Here is a 16,372-nt window from a genome sequence, read left to right as displayed (position 1 = left end):
ATCCCGGGTCACAAGTCCTTCGTCAAGGGTACCGAGGCGTGGGAGCGGATGAAATCCAGACTCCCTTCGAAGATCACAGGCGCGTCGTTGTCGAGGGTGGCGACGTGGTAGCTGTCCGCCAGCTCTCTGACTTCCAGATTGTTTCCCATTCTCGCCTGCAGGAACGCGACGCTCCCCGGCTTTACCACGTGGTCGTTCCTGCTGTGGAACACCAGCACCGGCTGGGTCACCTTGGCGATGTCGGACTGGACGAGCCTCCACAGCCGGGGCAGCGTGGCGGCGGCCCGGACGGGTGTGCGCGGATAGCCGAGCTCGCTCACGCCCTCCTTCTTGATGTCGCCCGCCACCCCTGGGATCGAGCGTACGACGTACTTGAGCGCCGGGGCCAGCGCCAGCAGCGGCACGTCGTTGATCACGGACGGGTTGACCACCACGACCCCCGCGACGGCGTCACCGTGGACCTCGGCCAGGCGCAGCGCCATGCAGCCGCCGAGGGACAGGCCCATCACGAACGCCTCCGCGCACCGTCCGCGCAGGTCGGCGAACGCCTTGTCCAGCTCGGCGTACCAGTCCTCCCAGCGCGTGCGGCTCATCTCCTGCCACGTCGTTCCGTGTCCGGGCAGGCGCGGCAGGGACACCGTCATCCCCGCCCCGGCCAGGTGTTCACCCCACGGCCGCAGAGACTGCGGCGAGCCGGTGAAACCGTGACAGAGCAGGACGCCGATGTCGCCGCCCTCGTGGTGGTACGGCTCCGCGCCGGGCAGCACTGGCATGGGTGACCTCCGTGAAACGGCGGCGTGTTCCGCCCGATACTCGCACGTTGGTCAGCGTTAGTGCGAGAGGGCTGGGCGTGCGAAGATGACTGCACATCCGAGCCGAGGGGGTGCCCGCGTGTTTTATTGGGTGGTGAAGGCCATCCTCTGGCCGATCCTCCGCTTCGTGTTCCGCCCCTGGGCCGAGGGGGTGGAGAACGTGCCGAAGGAGGGCCCGGCCATCCTGGCCGGCAACCACCTGTCGTTCGCCGACCACTTCTTCGGGGCCGGATTCCTGCCGCGCAAGGTGATTTCCCTGGGCAAGGCCGAGTATTTCACCGGCCGCGGGCTCAAAGGAGTGGTGAGCCGCGCTTTCTTCTCCGGCGTCGGCACCGTCCCGATCGACCGTTCCGGCGGCAAGGCGAGCGAGGCGGCGCTCCGCACCGGCCTGCGCATCCTCAGGGAGAACCAGGTGCTCGGCATCTACCCCGAGGGAACCCGCTCGCCCGACGGCCGCCTCTACAAGGGCAAGACGGGCGTGGCCCGGCTCGCGCTGGAGTCCCGGGCGCCGGTGATCCCGTGGGCCATGGTCAACACGTTCGAGATGATGCCCCCCGGCCGGCCGCTCCCCAAGTTCGGCATCCGTCCCGGCGTCCGATACGGCAAGCCGCTCGACTTCTCCCGCTATTACGGCATGGAAAACGACCGCCTCGTGCTGCGAGCGGTGACCGACGAGATCATGTACGCGCTGATGGAGCTGTCGGGTCAGGAGTACGTCGACAAGTACGCCGCGGCGGCCAAGACGGAAACGACCAGGGCAGCTCGCGAGAATTCCTAATACTTCCGGACCGGACGGGTAACGTGGCGGTGTCCGCCGCGCACGTTGGGACGTTTCAGACACGTTCGGATCGGAAGGCGTAGGAGCATGCCAGCACGCAGGCACCGCACATGGGCCCAGCCCGGCGCCACGAGGCACGGAGCGGACGCCGCCGCTCGCGGGCGCGCTGCCCGAGACGCCGCTCGTGGATGCCCCGCATGAGCGTCCGGGAGGAACAGCAGGCCGACACCGGATATCTCCCGCACCGCCAGATCCTGGTCGTGCTCTCCGGAGTGGCGGCCGGAATGCTGCTGGCAGCCCTCGACCAGAGCATCGTCGGCACGGCCCTGCCGCGCATCGTCAGCGAACTCGGCGGCCTCGACAAGCTGTCGTGGGTGGTCACCGCGTACCTGCTCACCTCGACCGCGGCGACCCCGCTGTGGGGCAAGATCTCCGACCTGTACGGCAGGCGGGTGATCTTCCAGACCGCCATCGGCATCTTCCTGCTCGGCTCGGTGCTGGCCGGGCTCAGCCAGAACATCGGCCAGCTCATCGGGTTCAGGGCGATCCAGGGCCTGGGCGGCGGCGGCCTGATGGCGCTGGCGTTCAGCATCATCGGCGACGTCATCCCGCCGCGCGAGCGCGGCCGATACCAGGGATACTTCGGCGCCGTCTGGGGCACCTCCAGCGTCGCCGGGCCGCTGCTCGGCGGCTTCTTCACCGACGGGCCCGGCTGGCGGTGGATCTTCTGGATCAACCTGCCGATCGGGCTGATCTCGCTCGTCGTGACCTCGATGGCGCTGCGGATCCCCTTCACCCGCCGCAGTCACCGCATCGACTACCTGGGCGCGGCGCTGATCGTGGCCGGGGTGTCGTGCTTCCTGCTCTACCTCGACTGGGCGGGCGGCGACATCGGCTGGACCGCTCCCGGCTCGCTGGCCCTGCTGACCGGATTCGTGGCGCTCGCGGCCCTGTTCGTGTTCGTCGAACTGCGGGCGGCCGAGCCGATTCTGCCGATGCGGTTGTTCCGCAACAAGATCTTCAGCGTGGGCAACGGCTTCAGCTTCCTCGCGGGCCTGGCGATGTTCGGCGGCATGATCTTCCTGCCGGTCTATCTCCAGGCGGTCCAGGGCATGTCGCCGACCGTGTCGGGCCTGGCACTGCTGCCGGCGGTCTTCGGCATCTTCTCCACGTCGATCACCTCCGGCCAGATCATGAGCCGGACCGGCCGATACAAGATCTTCCCGATCCTGGGCGGGGCGGTACTCCTGGTGGCCATGTGGCTGCTGTCCACGATCAAGGTGGACACGCCGTACTGGCAGGTGGCGGTCTACGCCTACCTCTTCGGCGCAGGGCTCGGGTTCACCATGCAGACGATCGTCACGGCGATCCAGAACGCGGTGGAGCGCAGCGACATGGGCGTGGCGACGAGCTCGGCGACGTTCTTCCGGATGATGGGCGCCGCCATCGGCACGGCGATCATGGGTGCGGTCCTCACCAACCGGCTCGCCCACCACCTGACCGCCGAGTTCGGCGGCAGGATGCCGCCGGGGCGCGTGGACGCCAACAACGTGCAGGCGATCCAGCAGCTGCCGCAGCCGTTCAAGAATCACGTGCTGGTCGCGTTCACCAGTGCGATCGACGACGTGTTCCTCGCCAGCCTGCCCTTCGTCGCCCTCGCGCTGGTCGTGGCTTTCTTCCTCAAGGAGATCCCGCTCGCCGCGCGGAGCACCGAGGGCCCGGCCGCCATGGGCTGACCCCGCGCGTAGTCGGCGGCGTAGGGCCCGGGGCGGCCGGTTCGCCGCCGGCCTGGCGAGCGGTCTCGCGCGGGGGTCTCGGAGGGAGGTCTCACGCGGGGTCTCGCAGGGAGGTCTGGCGCGGGGGTCTCGCACTGGGCCGAGCCGCTGCGGAGCAGAGCCGGGTGACGGCGGGATCGCGGCAGTCTCCTGCGCGCGGCCAGGCTCTCGCGACTGGTGGTGACGAGCCCGGCGGCGCCGGCCTTGCCGCTCTCCCGAAGCGGGCTCAGGCGAGGTGGGAGCGGATCTCGCGGATGTGGGCCGGGGTGGTGCGGCAGCAGCCGCCCACGTAACGGGCGCCGAGCGAGGCCCACCCGGCCGCCGCCCCGCCGAACTCGACGGGATCGGCGAGACCCAGCCAGCGCCGGTTCGCGGCGTCCCAGGTCTCGCCCGAGTTCGGGTAGACGATCGAGGCTCCGTGCTTGATCAGCTCGGGTATGAACCGCGGCGCGGTGCAGTTGACGCCCACGGCGACCACCTGGGGGAGGTCCGCGAAGATCGCCGCGCACTCCTCGAACGGGGTCCCGTCGCTGACGTGCTCGCCGTCGCGGCAGGAGAAGGTGAGCCACGCCCGTACGGACGGCGTCTCGCGCAGGAGCCTCGCGAGCGCCCGCGCCTCGGCCTGCGAGGGGATCGTCTCGCACGCCAGCAGGTCGGCCCCTGCGTCGGCGAGGATCTCGAACCGCTCCCGATGCCACTCGGTCAGGCCGTCCTCGTCGAGGTCGTAGTCGCCGGTGTACTCCGCGCCGTTGGCCAGGTAGGCGCCATACGGCCCCACGCTCGCGGCGACGAGCCCGTGCCCGGCCTCGTCCCTCGCCTGTACGGCAAGCGTCACCGACAGCCGGATGAGGTCGCGGGCCTTCTGAGAGGTGAGGCCGTGCCGTACGAACCCGGGGACGCTCGCCTGATAGCTCGCCGTGGTGGCGACATCGGCCCCGGCCCTGAAGTAGTCGAGGTGCGCCTGACGGATGACGCCGGGATCGTCGGCGAGCAGCCGCGCCGACCACAGGTCGTCGCTCAGGTCGCAGCCGAGTGTCTCCAGGTGCGTGGCGAGGCCGCCGTCGAGGACGATTGGGTTCATACCGGGCAACACTACGTGCTCACGCGCACTGCGGGCGTGGCGGCGTCGTCGTCGGCGGGACCAGTGCTCGGGCGCCTCTGGCCGGCTCGCGGCCGAGCTGATGGAGGCGGGGGCCGCCATATGCGGGGGAACCGCTCAGTGGGCACCCGTCGCTCAGTGGGCACCCGTCGCTCAGTGGGCACCCGTCGCTCAGCGGGCACCCGCCGGATGGCTGGGCGCCCACAGCCGGTCGGCGTCGCCGGCGGCGAGCCGGCCTCGATAAACGTCGATCTTGTGGTCGATGAGCCTGAGGTTCTCCTGCACTTCGGCGAGCTTGGCGGCCACCTCGGCGCGGTGGGCTTCGAGGAGAGCAAGCCGTTCCTGCTCGTTGCCGGCCCCGCCGGCGACGAGCTGGGCGTAGCGCCGGATGGCCTTGATGGGCATGCCGGTGGCTCGCAGCTTCGTGCAGATGACGACCCATTTGAGGTCGAGCAGGCGGTAACGCCGCCGTCCGCCGGCGGTGCGGCCGACAGGGGTGACGACCAGGCCGGCGCGCTCGTAGTAGCGCAACGTGTGCACGCTGACCCCGGTGCGGCGGGCGGCCTCGGCGATGCTCAGGCCCTCCTGCGGATCCGGGGGAGCGGGTTCGGGCACTGCCCGCGAATCGACTTCGAGCATGCTCGAAATCCTAGTCTCGTGGCCGCTGCCAAAGCCGGCGCTGCCGGTCACCGGCAGCGCCTGCGGATTGGACCTCATTCCCGAACCGGCAGTCCGCCGATCACCAAGACGGCGGTCGCCGGAATGGTCCGCTCGACGGCCGGTGTGGCGGCCTCGCCGCCCTCCACCGCCCGGCGAACCGGCAGCACCTCGAGTCGCGATCGCCGGAGCGACCCTGGGAACGGCCTCGGCCCGGCGGCGAGGCGACGGCTCTTCCGCAGCGGTGAGACCGTGCGTCTGCCCGGCGGTGAGGCCGCGGCCCTTCCCGGCGTTGAGACCCCGGCTCTCCCGGGGGAACGTCCGCGGCCCTTCCCGGCGGTGAGACCGTGGCTCTTCCGAGGAAAGTCCGCGGCCCTCCCCGGGCGAGGAACCGATCGGCGGTCCCATGCGTTGGCGGCACATGGGGCTGAAAGGGCTCATCAATCGGTTGCTGCGCCGCCGGTCTCCCGTCCCCGCAGGTGGACGCGACGATCGGCCCGACACGGGAGGGGTGAGGGAGCCGCGGCGTCCCGCACCCACCCCGCCGTCCGATGTCATTCGCCTACCCGAACCCTCGTAGGGGCTTCGCCCACAGCGGAACCCGAACCGATGCGGCCGGGCCCGGCATCCCCGCCGGCGTCCCGGCCGCACTGGTTTTTTCTCGGCTTTTCTCTCGGCAGACTGTCACCTCGCCCGGCGCCGCCCGATGAGTGGGCGGTCGACTGGTCGCGCTCGTGGACGCGGGTGGTGCGGCCCGGCGGGGCCGGCTCTCCTCGCCGATACCCCGCCGCCCGGCCTCAGCCCTGCTCCAGCCCCGCCGCGTGCTGACCTCTCGCTTGCCGGCTCACGACCGCTTCCAGAAGGGACGCCGGCCTTCCTCCGCACCGGGCGCGGAGCCCGGGGAACCCGGGGACGTGGAGCCCGCGGATGCGGAGCCGGAGGAACCGGTCAGGGCGGTCAGCAGGTCGGCCGCCCGCCGCCAGAGGTCGTCGAGTGAGACCTCGGCCCACTCTGCCCTCTCCAGGTCGGCCGCGAGCGCCGCGAGGTCCGGGTGACCGCCCACCATTTGAGCGACGACGCGCAGGCGACTGGCGAGATCCGCCAGATAGCGCCGCCGCTCCCGCTCGGGCAGCGACTCCGCCTGGACCAGCTTCGTGAGCTCCTCGGCCAGCAGGGGCCGGATGCCCTCGAAGCCCGTGACCGGTGCGGTCCCCGCGCCGGGATGTGGAAGGAAGCGACCGATGGAGAACCCGCGGGAGGCCCGTCTCGGAGCCGGTGCGGGCGCGGCGGCGTAAGGCGGAGCAGGAGGCACGGCAGGGGGTGCGCCGGGCGGAGGGGCCGCTGCGATGGGCCGGTCCGCCGCGGAACCGGAAGGTGTCTCCGGTCCGCCCGTGGTGAAGGCGGCCATCTTCGCCATCATCGGAGCGCCCGCCGCCATCATCGGCATCGCGGTCGGCATCTCCCAGCCGCTTGGTGGCTCGACCGGCTGGATCACCCGATGCTCCGGGCCGCCCTCGCCCGTCACGCGGGTGTCGACGGCCACGAAGGCGGTGAACCGGCACAACACGCCGAAACGCAGCGAGGTGTCGACGATCCGCTGTTCGAGGGAGTGGTCGCCCATGGCGTACCGGTCTTCCAGACCGCGCAGATGCGCCCGCGCCCACACGGCCCGGGCGGCCGGGCCGTGGGCGGGACGGCCCTCGATCCGCTCCTCCCAGGGGCGGCCGTCGGCCGTGCGGCCCTGCACGGTGAGGGCTCCGTCGGGGCGCCGTCCCCGGTAACGCCCGCTCACGACCAGAGGGACGCCGGGGTAGAGCGAACCGGCATGCGTGACGGTGTCCGCCACGAGGTCCATGCCTTCCGCCTTCAGCGCGACGTCCGTGACCAGCGGCGAGCCGATGCGACGGTGAATGTGCTCCATCGCCGCGTCGAGCCGGTCCTCCGACTCGACCAGTTCGCACCGGCCCGAGCCGAGCAGGGCCAGCCGCCCGAGGAAGCCGGCGTTCACCGCTCTGTCGATGCCCACGGTGTGCACCCGGACGCCGTGCAGCCGGGCGCCGATGCGTTCGAGGATCTCGTCCTCGTTGCCCACCTGGCCGTCGGTCACCAGGACGAGCACTCGATCGCGTGCCTGCTCGCGGGACAGACCGGATTCGCCGGGCCGGTCGTCCTCATGCAACCGGCTGGTGTCCGTGCCGGTGGCCGCCCCCGGGGCGGGCGCGTCGTGGCCGTCGAGCAGTCGCAGGGCCTCCTGCAGGGGAGCGAGCATCTCCGTCCCCCCGCGGGCGTCGAGCCGGGACAGGTGCTCGACGGCGCGGTATCGGTTGCGGTCGCCCGCGTCCACCAGGCCGCCGGAGAAGGCCCGCTCCACCACCGAATCGAACGAGAGCACGGCGAACCGGTCATGCCGGGTCAGCGTGTCGACGATCCGGGCGGCGGCGCGCCGTGCGGCCACCATCTTCCAGCCCGTCATGCTGCCCGAGCGGTCGAGCAGCAGGACGACGTCACGGGACGCGGTCCGGGTGGCGTCCTCCTGCGGCGGCAGCAGGGTCAGCACGAAGGTTCCCTCCGCGCCCGCCACGTCCTTCACCGTGTCCCCCGCCGTGTCCTCCGCAGGGCCGCTGCCGCTGCCGTCGGCCGTGCCTTCGCCGGGTGAGCCGGCGTCCGCGGCGTCGTCCGGGACGAGCGCGAGCGAGGAGGAGGCGTCGAACGCCAGGCGCAGGATGAAGTCACGGTCGAGCCGTTCGCCGGGCCGCAGCCTGATCGTGTCGCCCTCCCGGTCGACCTCGTGCAGGCTGGAGCGGACCTCCCGCAGACCGAGCCCGGCGGGGTCGATCGTCGCCGCGAGCGACAGCCGTACGGGATGGGGGAAGCCGGGAAGCAGGACGGGCGGCGTGATCCGGGAGGCGTCGGGCACGGCGTCGGTGTCGGGCGCCACGCCGCCACCGGCCGGAGGCCCTGGCAGCGGAGCCCCGGGGATGTAGCGGGGCGCCACGACCAGTGGGAAGCGGAACTCGGCCGAGCCGTCCTCGTAGGGGAGCGGCTGGCTCAGCGTGAGGCGGACGAGCACCCGCTCCCCGGGGACGATGTTGCCGACCCTGATCGTGAACACGTCGGGCCGGTCCTCCTCGGCGATCGCCGCGCGCCTGCCCTCGGCGAGCGCCCGGTCGTAGTCGGCCCGTGCCTGCCCGCGCTCCTTGAGCACGCCGTCGACCACCCGGTCGTCCGCCTCCATCCGGAAGGCGGTGACCGCGGCCCGCGGCGGCAGCGGGAAGACGTACGTCGCCTCCAGCGACACGTCGAAGGCATTGCGGAAGGTCTGGACGACCTCGACGCCTGCCACCAGTCCGGTGACGTGGGCGGCGACGTCCACGCTCTCCAGCGGAAGGTTTCCCTTCTCGGTCTCCAAGGCTCCGAGCCCGGCGTCCGGCACGGGCCGGCACTCCTCCGGCCGCAGAGGTGTGATGGGAACGGTCATGGCGTTATCCCTCCAGCGGGTCGGAAGCGTGTGGATCGAGTGCCGAGTCGTCGTGAGTGTCATGGGCGCCGTCGAACGGCCCGGCCAGACCGAGCATGGCGAGGGCCGTGAGGAGCGGTGCCGCGGCCCGGCGCAGCGCGGCCACCTCGTGACCGTCCGGCACCCGGTGGGCCGGATCGAGCAGGACCGTCACCCCGGGTGCGAGCCGTACCCCGTGTACGACGTCCGGGACCACGGTGTTCACGGGTGCGACGTTCTGTGTGATGTCGTCGTGCGTGGTGTCGCTGTTGGCGGTCGAGAAGTGGCCGGGGTCCGCCGTGGCGGCGACTGAGGCCGGGCGTGCCCAGAAGCGGTCGCGCGCCGCCGGCCGCGCGACGTCCGGTACGGCGGGTGCGGTGCCGGTTTCCGGCCTCGTCCCGCACCAACCGGGCGACGGCGGTGTCGCGGTGCCGGGCGCGTCCGGAAGGTGGTTCGCGGCGTTCGCCGTGGCCGGGGCCGCCGGACTGCGCGGATGAGGCGGGACGAGCGGCCGGGGCGCCGGCCCGGGTGGCGGCTTGGGCGGTGGCTCGGTGAGCCCGGCGGCGCGCTGGAGCATGGCGTCGGTAGCACCCGCCAGCTCCGCCTGGATGGCGGCGATGGACAGGCCGTCGGCCTGACGGCGCTTCACAGCCACGAGCTGGAGCAGGTGGCGGCGGCCGTAGAGGGCCACACGGCCGCGCCGGCCCAGGGGAGGGTCGAGCAGCCCGATCGTCGTGTACCAGCGGATGAGACGTTCGTTCGGCACCTCGCGGATTCTGCCGTTGACACGGGACTCCGGACCGTCGTCGCGAGGCTCCTGGCCGTGGGCGCGCCGATCCTGGCCGAGCAGGTCCGCCGCCCGCTCCGCCAGTTCGCCGATCGTCCAGGTGTCGCTCATGCCTCCACGATGACACTGTCACAATGACACTGTCAATCTCGCTCCGGTCATGCGGCGTCATGGTTTTCGAAGAGTTCGTCTCGGCGAGGGACGCCGCTTCTCCCGCCGTTCACACGAGACGGGTCGACTGGGCGCCGCGACGTGTGCGACGTGCCGCCGGGGGACACGAGAACACCGGGCAGGACGACGCGGGACAGAACGACGCGGGACAGGAACACCCGGTCGCGTGCCCGCCGGGTGGGTAGGGGAGCGGGGCGGCCCCGTTCCGGTCCGGGCTCGACGGCCGCGCGGGAACGAACGAACGGCCCGTCAGGGGCGGACCGGCATGACCAGGGGCAGGTCGAGGAGGCGGTCAGCGGTGCAGGGTACTTCCGTCCGATCGGCGGCGCTCTCGGCGCTGCCGGGAGCGTTGTGGCGCGCGACGTTCGCACGGCCTGACGGCGGGAGCGAGCCGCGCGGGCAGGGGGATCACGGGCAGGGGGATCAGGGCGGCCCGTTCCCGATGGACGTGCTGCGGGCCCTGCCGCCGGGGTTCGCCGGCCGGATCGTGGCGCGGTCGGGAGAGCGGGCCGGGGGCGTCGTCTGGCACGCGGCCCCGGACGGCGGCGGATGCTTCCCGGACGGGGACGGCTGGATATACGTGTCCAACTGCGCGCTGCCGCTGCTCGGCGGCGTGACGGCGCTGCGTTTCGCCCCGGACGGGACCCTGCGCAGCGGATATCGCATCCTGTCCGGCGCCGACCGCAGCGGGGCCGGTGCCGCGACACCGTGGCACACCTGGGTGTCGGGCGAGCGGACGCCGTACGGCCGGGTCTTCGAATGCGACCCGTACGGCCTGCGCGCCCCCATGCCCCGGCTCGCGATGGGCCTGTTCACCCACGGCGGCGTGGCATGCGATCCCGACGGGGGCGTCGTCTACCTCACCGAAGGGGAGCCGGACGGATGCCTGTACCGGTTCCGCCCGGACGACTGGGGCGACCTCACGACGGGCGTGCTCGAGGTGATGGTCGGCGACCCCGGCGAGGAGTCCGTGGCCTGGGAACGGGTCCCGATCCCGGCTCTCCCTGACCATGTTCCCCTGCGTGAGCAGGTGAACGGCGCCAGGAGGTTCGCGGGCGGCGGTGACTGCCGCTATTCCGACGGCCTGGTGCGGTTCGTCACCGAGGGCGACGGCCGGGTGTGGGCGTACGACGCCGCCCGCGAGTGCCTGACCGTGCTGCACGAAACGGCCGGCGGGTCGGGCGGCGGTGCGGACGGCGAGATCACCCTCGTCGCCGGGGATCGGTCGGCGCCGTTCCTGCGCCTCACGGACGGCTGGACCGTCGCGGGCTCCTCGATGTCCCCGGCCGGCGACAGGCTCTACTTCTCCTGCCGTCCATCGCAGGATGTCAGGCCCGCCCCGGCCCCCGTGACCGTCGAGGTCCGCGGGCCGTTCCGCGATCTCGTCCGCGACTGAACCGGTGCGGACGCGACTCCGCGAGCCGATGGGTTGATGCCCACGTTGAACGTCGTCCTGCAGGGTTGTTAGCTTGCGCGCATGTCAGATCTAGGACATGTGGCTTGGCCGCCTGAGCTGATCCGCACCGAGCGGCTCGTGCTCCGTGAGCCCGAGGCGCGGGACCGTACAACGTTCATCGAGCTGCTCGCCTCGCCAGAGGTGCACACCTACCTCGGCGGCCCCCGCCCGCGTGACGAGCTTGAGCGTGAGATGCCCGAGGTGCCCGAGCGATGGCCCGGGAGTTTCGTCGTCGAGCTCGACGGGGCGATGATCGGCCAGATCCTGCTCAGGAGAGCAGCCGGGCACCGTCGCCCGGCTGCCGTGGGGAAGGTCGATCTCGGTTACCTGTTCCTGCCGAAGGCCTGGGGGCAGGGGTACGCCGCCGAGGCGTGCGCGGCGGCACTCGACTGGTTCGACGGCGCTCTTCCCGGCGAGCCGGTGGTGCTCACCACCCAGAGCGCCAACGTCGGCTCGATGCGCCTCGCGGCAAAGCTGGGGTTCACCGAGGTCGAGCGGTTCCATGCCTGGGACGCCGAGCAGTGGCTCGGCCTGCGGCCCCCGGCCACGTGATGGGGCTACGCGATTCTGGCTCTGACGCTTTCCCTGCGGGCTGGTCCGGCCGCACCGTGGCGGGGAGCACGGCCGGGACGGCCGCACCCTGGGGGTAGCCGACGACCACGGCGGCGGTCCTCGCGGCCCTCGTGAGCCGCAACGGCTGGGCGGCGAGCCCCGGTGCCCGCAGGACGGCGGCGTCGGCCTCCGGGTCGAACGCCACCACCCGCGCGGCGAACCGCCGCCCGTCGTCGAGGGCCGCCGCTAGGGATCGCCCGGACGGACCCGGAAGGTCACAGGTCCCTGGCCCATACCTGATCGTTGACGGGGATGCCCGTCTCCTCGCTCGGGTGTTGCTCCACCAGTTCGAACCCCGCGTTCTGGTAGATCCGGCGGGCGCTCGCGAGCACGTCGCGGGTCCAGAGCGTGATCCGCCGGTAGCCGGCCGCCGTGGCGAAGCGCAGGCACTCCTCGACCAGCCGCCCGCCGATGCCCATGCCGCGCGCGGACGGCTCGACCAGCAGCAGGCGGAGCTGGGCCGTCGTGTCGTCCTTGCGCACGCAGAAGACGCACCCCACCGGCTCGCCGCGCACCTCGGCGATCCAGCACGCCTCCCGGCGGGGGTCGTGGTCCTCGACGTACTCGGCGACGATCCGCGCGACCAGGGCCTCGAACGCGGCGCCCCAGCCGTACTCCTCGCTGTAGAGGGCCCCGTGCCGGTGCACCACCCAGCCGAGGTCGCCCGCCCGCGGCGGCCTGATCACGTACGGCTCGCGCCGTTCGGCGGGCTCAAGCAGGCTCCGCACGCTGCCCATCGCGGAGACGAGCCGCCGGCGTTCGGGATCGGTCAGCTTCGCCAGCAGGGTCTCGATCTCGGCGGCCGAGCGCCGGTCGAGCACGGCGAAGGTGTCGCGGCCCTTGGGGGTGAGCCGTACGACCTGGCGGCGGGCGTCCTCGGCCGACCGCTCCCGGGACACGAGCCCGTCGCTCTCGAACCTGGCGAGGATCCGGCTCAGGTAGCCGGGGTCGAGACCGAGCATGGCCCTGATGTCCGCGGCGTCGGCCGCCTCCGTGGTGCCGAGTTCGAACAGCACCCGCGCCTCGGTCAGTGAGTAGGAGGTGTCGTGCATTCCCGCCCCTAGCACGCCGATGACGGACGTGTAGAAGCGGTTGAACGCACGGACTTCCGAAACGATGTCCATTTTTCCCTTGCCTATCTCAAGGAAATGATTGACGGAGTCAAACATAGAACCGCGGAGAGCCGTTGGGAAGACGCCTCTCACGACGCGGGCGGTCTCGCCGTGCGAGACTGGGTTGGTCTGGTCGGCCGGGTGGCGTAGCCTCTCCTTTTGGTCTAGACCATTGAGATAGGCTCAGGCAGAATGCGGTGCGGTGGAGCGCCGGGGTCTGCGTCGGGCCGGCCGCGCCATTCCACGCGTAATCCCAGATGGAGGAAGAACCCGTCATGCGTATTGGAGTCCTGACCGGAGGCGGCGACTGCCCCGGGCTGAACGCGGTGATCCGCGGCGTCGTCCGCAAGGGCGTCGGCGTGTACGGGCACGAGTTCGTCGGGTTCCGGGACGGCTGGCGTGGCCCTCTGGAGGGCGACACCATGCCGCTCGACATCCAGGCCGTCCGGGGCATCCTGCCGCGTGGTGGCACGATTCTCGGCTCCTCCCGCACGAACCCGATCAAGATCGAGGGCGGCGTCGAGCGGATCAAGGAGAACCTCGCCGCGCAGGGCGTCGACGCGCTCATCGCCATCGGCGGTGAGGACACGCTGGGCGTCGCCAAGCAGCTGTTCGACCGCGGCGTGAAGGTCGTCGGCGTGCCCAAGACGATCGACAACGACCTGAACGCCACCGACTACACCTTCGGCTTCGACACCGCGGTCAACATCGCGATGGAGGCCATCGACCGGCTGCACACCACCGCCGAGTCGCACCACCGCGCGCTGATCTGCGAGGTCATGGGCCGCCACGCGGGCTGGATCGCGCTGCACGCGGGCATGGCCGCCGGCGCCAACGTCATCCTCATCCCGGAGAAGCCGTTCGACATCGAGAAGGTCTGCGCCTACGTCGAGTCGCGGTTCAAGACCCGCTACGCGCCGATCATCGTCGTCGCCGAGGGCGCCCACCCGCTCGAGGGCCAGATGGCGCTGCAGGCGGGCGAGCTGGACGCGTTCGGCCACGTGCGTCTCGGCGGCATCGGCGAGGTCCTCGCCAAGGAGATCGAGAAGCGCACCGGCAAGGAGGCCCGCACCACGGTCCTCGGCCACATCCAGCGCGGCGGCACGCCGACCGCCTACGACCGCGTTCTCGCGACCCGCTTCGGCCTCGGCGCGATCGACGCGGTGCACGAGGGCGACTACGGCAAGATGATCGCGCTGCGCGGCACCGACATCGTCCGCGTCGCTCTCGCCGAGGCGACCGCCGAGCTCAAGACCGTGCCGGCCTCCCGCTACGAGGAGGCCGAGGTCTTCTTCGGCTGATCGGTCGCGGGCCCGTCACCGCGGCCCGCGCACGATCCGGTACGGCTCCCGCGTCGCCCCGCGGGAGCCGTACGCATGCGCGGCCCCGAACGGCTCCGAATGAACCGCGGGGGCGCGGCGATTGCCCGAGTATGTGAGCGGAGGGCCCGGCCCTCCCGGCTCGATCAGGAGAGGGCGCCGCGCGATGGGCATCGAGGGACCGTTCTGGCGGGCGATCGCGGTCTTCCGCGTGGCGTCGCTCGCGTACGCGGCGTTGCTCGTGCTCAGGGCCGGCGGCTACGCCCGTCCCGCCGTGGCCTGGGCCGTCGTCGGCGTGATGGCCGTCTGGACGGTCCTCACGCTCGTCCCGCGTCCCGCCGCGCGGCGTGAGCCGCTGCTGGCCGCCGACCTCGTCGTCACGGCGGGATGCCTGCTGGCCACGCCGTACGCGCAGAGCCGCGGCGACATGCTGGCCGGGGCGATCCCGATCACGGCGACCTGGGTGGCCGGGCCCGTCCTGGCGTACGGCGTGGCGCGGGGACGCCGGGCCGGTGCGGTCGCCGCCGCGATCATGTCGGCCGCCGACCTGTGGCTGCGCAGCGGCAACGGGGTCGACCTCGCCTCGATCCCGGTGAACGGCGCCGTGCTCATGTTCATGGCCGGAGTCGTCGTCGGGCACGTCGCCCGGCTCGCACGGCAGGCCGAGGAGCGCATGCGGCGCGCCGCGCGGATCGAGGCGGCGGGCCGCGAGCGGGAGCGGCTGGCCCGGGGCATCCACGACTCGGTGCTCCAGGTGCTGGCCCTGGTGCAGCGCAGGGGCGCGGAGATCGGCGGCGAGGCGGCCGAGCTGGGCAGGCTCGCGGGGGAGCAGGAGGCGGCGCTGCGGGCGCTGGTGCAGGCCCCGTCCGTGGCGGAGGCGCCGGATCCCGCCCCGCCGCCCGGTCTTCGCGGCCGGCTCCGGTCGCCGGCGCGGCCTCGCCGTCCATTCGCCGCCGAAGTGACCTCCCCTGAGGCGGATCTCACGGGGACCGGCCCGGCGGAGCCCGAGGTCGATCTGCGTGACCTCCTGCGCCCGTACGGCACCTCCCGGGTGACCGTGTCCGCGCCCGCGACACCGCTGCCGTTGCCGGCCGAGAGCGCGCGGGAGGTGGCGGCGGCCGTCGGCGCGGCCCTCGACAACGTCGTGCGGCACTGCCCCGAGGGCGCCCGCGCGTGGATACTCGCAGAGGAGGACGGCGGCGCGGTCGTCGTCACCGTACGCGACGACGGGCCGGGCATCGCCGAGGGCCGGCTGGAACAGGCGGCCCGCGAGGGGCGCATGGGCGTGGCCCGCTCGATCCGGGGCCGCATGGCCGACCTCGGCGGCACGGTGGCGATCACCTCGTCGCGGACGGGAACGGAGATCGAGCTGTCGGTCCCGGTGCGGGCGGACGAAGGGAGCGAGAGGCGGTCGTGAGCGGAGACGGACGGCTGCGCGCGGATGGTCCCGCGAGCCCGGCCACGGGCGCGGGGGCCGAGAACGAGGCGGCGGCCGGCGGCCGGGAACGCCCGCGGGTGCGGGTCATGGTGGTGGACGACCACCCGATGTGGCGGGAGGCGGTCGCCCGGGACCTGACCGAAGCCGGGTACGACGTCGTCGCCGCCACCGGGGAGGGCCGTCAGGCGCTGCGCGTCGCGGCGGCGGTGCGGCCGGACGTGGTGGTGCTCGACCTGCGGCTGCCCGACCTGCCGGGGGTGGAGGTGGCCCGGGGGCTGGGCGCGTCCGCGGCCCCGCCGCGCGTGCTCGTCCTGTCGGCCAGCGCCGAGGAGGCGGACGTGCTGGAGGCGGTCAAGGCGGGCGCCTCCGGATATCTCGTGAAATCGGCGAGCCGGGAGGAGTTCCTGGACGCGGTCCGGCGCACCGCCGAGGGCGACGCCGTCTTCACTCCCGGCCTGGCCGGGCTGGTCCTGGGGGAGTACCGCAGGCTGGCCCACCGGTCCGCCGGCCCGGGGCGGGACGCCGCGCAGGACGGCCCCCGGCTGACCGACCGGGAGACCGAGGTGCTGCGCATGGTCGCCAAGGGCCTGACATATCGGCAGATCGCCGAACGTCTGGTGCTGTCGCATCGCACGGTGCAGAACCACGTGCAGAACACGTTGAGCAAGCTCCAGCTCCACAACCGGGTCGAGCTGGTCCGCTACGCGATAGAGAAGGGCCTGGCCGAACTCGACTAGATGATTGATTCCAAGGGCTGAGGTTCGCGAACTGCCTGCGGACATGAAGCGAGGGTGTCCAAGATCGATTTGTGACGAAAGACCTAGACACCCTCGCCACCGCACTGTACGTGAAGATCGACG

The 16,372-nt window shown here is 72.2% G+C and carries 14 protein-coding genes; 7 read left to right on the top strand and 7 right to left on the bottom strand.

The window, feature by feature from the left end:
- Positions 1 to 8: 8 nt before the first annotated feature.
- Positions 9 to 773, bottom strand: coding sequence for an alpha/beta hydrolase (locus QSK36_RS14345; protein ID WP_139578226.1), 765 nt, complete (start codon positions 771 to 773; stop codon positions 9 to 11).
- 118 nt (positions 774 to 891) lie between these two features.
- On the opposite strand from QSK36_RS14345, the gene QSK36_RS14340 reads away from it, so the two are divergent.
- On the top strand, positions 892 to 1,590 hold the full coding sequence (locus QSK36_RS14340; protein WP_139578227.1) for a lysophospholipid acyltransferase family protein: 699 nt from the start codon (positions 892 to 894) through the stop codon (positions 1,588 to 1,590).
- A gap of 197 nt (positions 1,591 to 1,787) precedes the next feature.
- Positions 1,788 to 3,326: an MDR family MFS transporter gene (locus QSK36_RS14335; protein WP_225898398.1), complete on the top strand. Its 1,539-nt coding sequence runs from the start codon at positions 1,788 to 1,790 to the stop codon at positions 3,324 to 3,326.
- A 265-nt stretch (positions 3,327 to 3,591) separates the two neighbouring features.
- Here the strand turns inward: QSK36_RS14335 and mmuM are convergent, their stop codons facing one another.
- The 4 genes from mmuM to QSK36_RS14315 form a co-directional block, all read right to left on the bottom strand.
- Positions 3,592 to 4,446, bottom strand: a complete 855-nt coding sequence (gene mmuM, locus QSK36_RS14330) for a homocysteine S-methyltransferase (protein ID WP_285782741.1) — start codon at positions 4,444 to 4,446, stop codon at positions 3,592 to 3,594.
- Between the two features lie 189 nt (positions 4,447 to 4,635).
- On the bottom strand, positions 4,636 to 5,103 hold the full coding sequence (locus QSK36_RS14325) for a MerR family transcriptional regulator (protein WP_285782740.1): 468 nt from the start codon (positions 5,101 to 5,103) through the stop codon (positions 4,636 to 4,638).
- Between the two features lie 862 nt (positions 5,104 to 5,965).
- Positions 5,966 to 8,599, bottom strand: a complete 2,634-nt coding sequence (locus QSK36_RS14320) for a VIT domain-containing protein (RefSeq protein WP_285782739.1) — start codon at positions 8,597 to 8,599, stop codon at positions 5,966 to 5,968.
- 4 nt (positions 8,600 to 8,603) lie between these two features.
- Positions 8,604 to 9,515 (bottom strand): MerR family transcriptional regulator, encoded by a 912-nt coding sequence (locus QSK36_RS14315; protein WP_285782738.1) that lies wholly within the window; start codon positions 9,513 to 9,515, stop codon positions 8,604 to 8,606.
- 358 nt (positions 9,516 to 9,873) lie between these two features.
- Here QSK36_RS14315 and QSK36_RS14310 point away from each other — a divergent pair, with 358 nt between their 5' ends.
- On the top strand, positions 9,874 to 10,971 hold the full coding sequence (locus QSK36_RS14310; protein ID WP_285782737.1) for an alkaline phosphatase PhoX: 1,098 nt from the start codon (positions 9,874 to 9,876) through the stop codon (positions 10,969 to 10,971).
- Positions 10,972 to 11,070: 99 nt separating this feature from the next.
- Positions 11,071 to 11,583 (top strand): GNAT family N-acetyltransferase, encoded by a 513-nt coding sequence (locus QSK36_RS14305; RefSeq protein ID WP_285782736.1) that lies wholly within the window; start codon positions 11,071 to 11,073, stop codon positions 11,581 to 11,583.
- Here the strand turns inward: QSK36_RS14305 and QSK36_RS43490 are convergent.
- Positions 11,513 to 11,884 carry a trypsin-like peptidase domain-containing protein gene (locus QSK36_RS43490; protein ID WP_352240424.1) on the bottom strand — a complete coding sequence of 124 codons (372 nt, stop codon included), beginning with the start codon at positions 11,882 to 11,884 and terminating at the stop codon, positions 11,513 to 11,515. The two genes, QSK36_RS14305 and QSK36_RS43490, sit on opposite strands and share 71 nt — an antisense overlap.
- Entirely contained in the window at positions 11,859 to 12,767 is a 909-nt protein-coding gene (locus QSK36_RS14300) for a bifunctional helix-turn-helix transcriptional regulator/GNAT family N-acetyltransferase (RefSeq protein WP_183539501.1), read from the bottom strand. Before QSK36_RS14300 ends, QSK36_RS43490 begins: the two co-directional genes overlap by 26 nt.
- A gap of 263 nt (positions 12,768 to 13,030) precedes the next feature.
- Between QSK36_RS14300 and QSK36_RS14295 the strand changes: the two genes are divergently transcribed.
- The 3 genes from QSK36_RS14295 (at position 13,031) to QSK36_RS14285 (ending at position 16,249) form a co-directional block, all read left to right on the top strand.
- Positions 13,031 to 14,056 carry a 6-phosphofructokinase gene (locus QSK36_RS14295; RefSeq protein WP_285782735.1) on the top strand — a complete coding sequence of 342 codons (1,026 nt, stop codon included), beginning with the start codon at positions 13,031 to 13,033 and terminating at the stop codon, positions 14,054 to 14,056.
- 184 nt (positions 14,057 to 14,240) lie between these two features.
- Positions 14,241 to 15,491: a MacS family sensor histidine kinase gene (gene macS, locus QSK36_RS14290; RefSeq protein ID WP_285782734.1), complete on the top strand. Its 1,251-nt coding sequence runs from the start codon at positions 14,241 to 14,243 to the stop codon at positions 15,489 to 15,491.
- Between the two features lie 107 nt (positions 15,492 to 15,598).
- A complete protein-coding gene (locus tag QSK36_RS14285; protein WP_285783083.1) occupies positions 15,599 to 16,249 on the top strand; it encodes a response regulator in 651 nt (216 codons plus the stop codon).
- The last annotated feature ends 123 nt before the right edge of the window (positions 16,250 to 16,372 follow it).

It is taken from the genome of Microbispora sp. NBRC 16548 (assembly GCF_030268985.1).
Classification (GTDB): Bacteria; Actinomycetota; Actinomycetes; order Streptosporangiales; family Streptosporangiaceae; genus Microbispora; species Microbispora catharanthi.
The sequence above is the reverse complement of the archived record's forward strand: the minus strand, read 5'-3'. Positions and strand labels throughout refer to the sequence as shown.

Bases quoted from the DNA above. Each gene is read 5' to 3' on its own strand.
- QSK36_RS14345 (WP_139578226.1), bottom strand. From the start codon at position 773: ATGCCAGTGCTGCCCGGCGCGGAGCCGTACCACCACGAGGGCGGCGAC.
- mmuM (WP_285782741.1), bottom strand. From the start codon at position 4,446: ATGAACCCAATCGTCCTCGACGGCGGCCTCGCCACGCACCTGGAGACA.
- QSK36_RS14335 (WP_225898398.1), top strand. From the start codon at position 1,788: ATGAGCGTCCGGGAGGAACAGCAGGCCGACACCGGATATCTCCCGCAC.
- QSK36_RS14300 (WP_183539501.1), bottom strand. From the start codon at position 12,767: ATGGACATCGTTTCGGAAGTCCGTGCGTTCAACCGCTTCTACACGTCC.
- QSK36_RS14295 (WP_285782735.1), top strand. From the start codon at position 13,031: ATGCGTATTGGAGTCCTGACCGGAGGCGGCGACTGCCCCGGGCTGAAC.
- macS (WP_285782734.1), top strand. From the start codon at position 14,241: ATGGGCATCGAGGGACCGTTCTGGCGGGCGATCGCGGTCTTCCGCGTG.
- QSK36_RS14320 (WP_285782739.1), bottom strand. From the start codon at position 8,599: ATGACCGTTCCCATCACACCTCTGCGGCCGGAGGAGTGCCGGCCCGTG.
- QSK36_RS14325 (WP_285782740.1), bottom strand. From the start codon at position 5,103: ATGCTCGAAGTCGATTCGCGGGCAGTGCCCGAACCCGCTCCCCCGGAT.
- QSK36_RS14315 (WP_285782738.1), bottom strand. From the start codon at position 9,515: ATGAGCGACACCTGGACGATCGGCGAACTGGCGGAGCGGGCGGCGGAC.
- QSK36_RS14285 (WP_285783083.1), top strand. From the start codon at position 15,599: ATGGTGGTGGACGACCACCCGATGTGGCGGGAGGCGGTCGCCCGGGAC.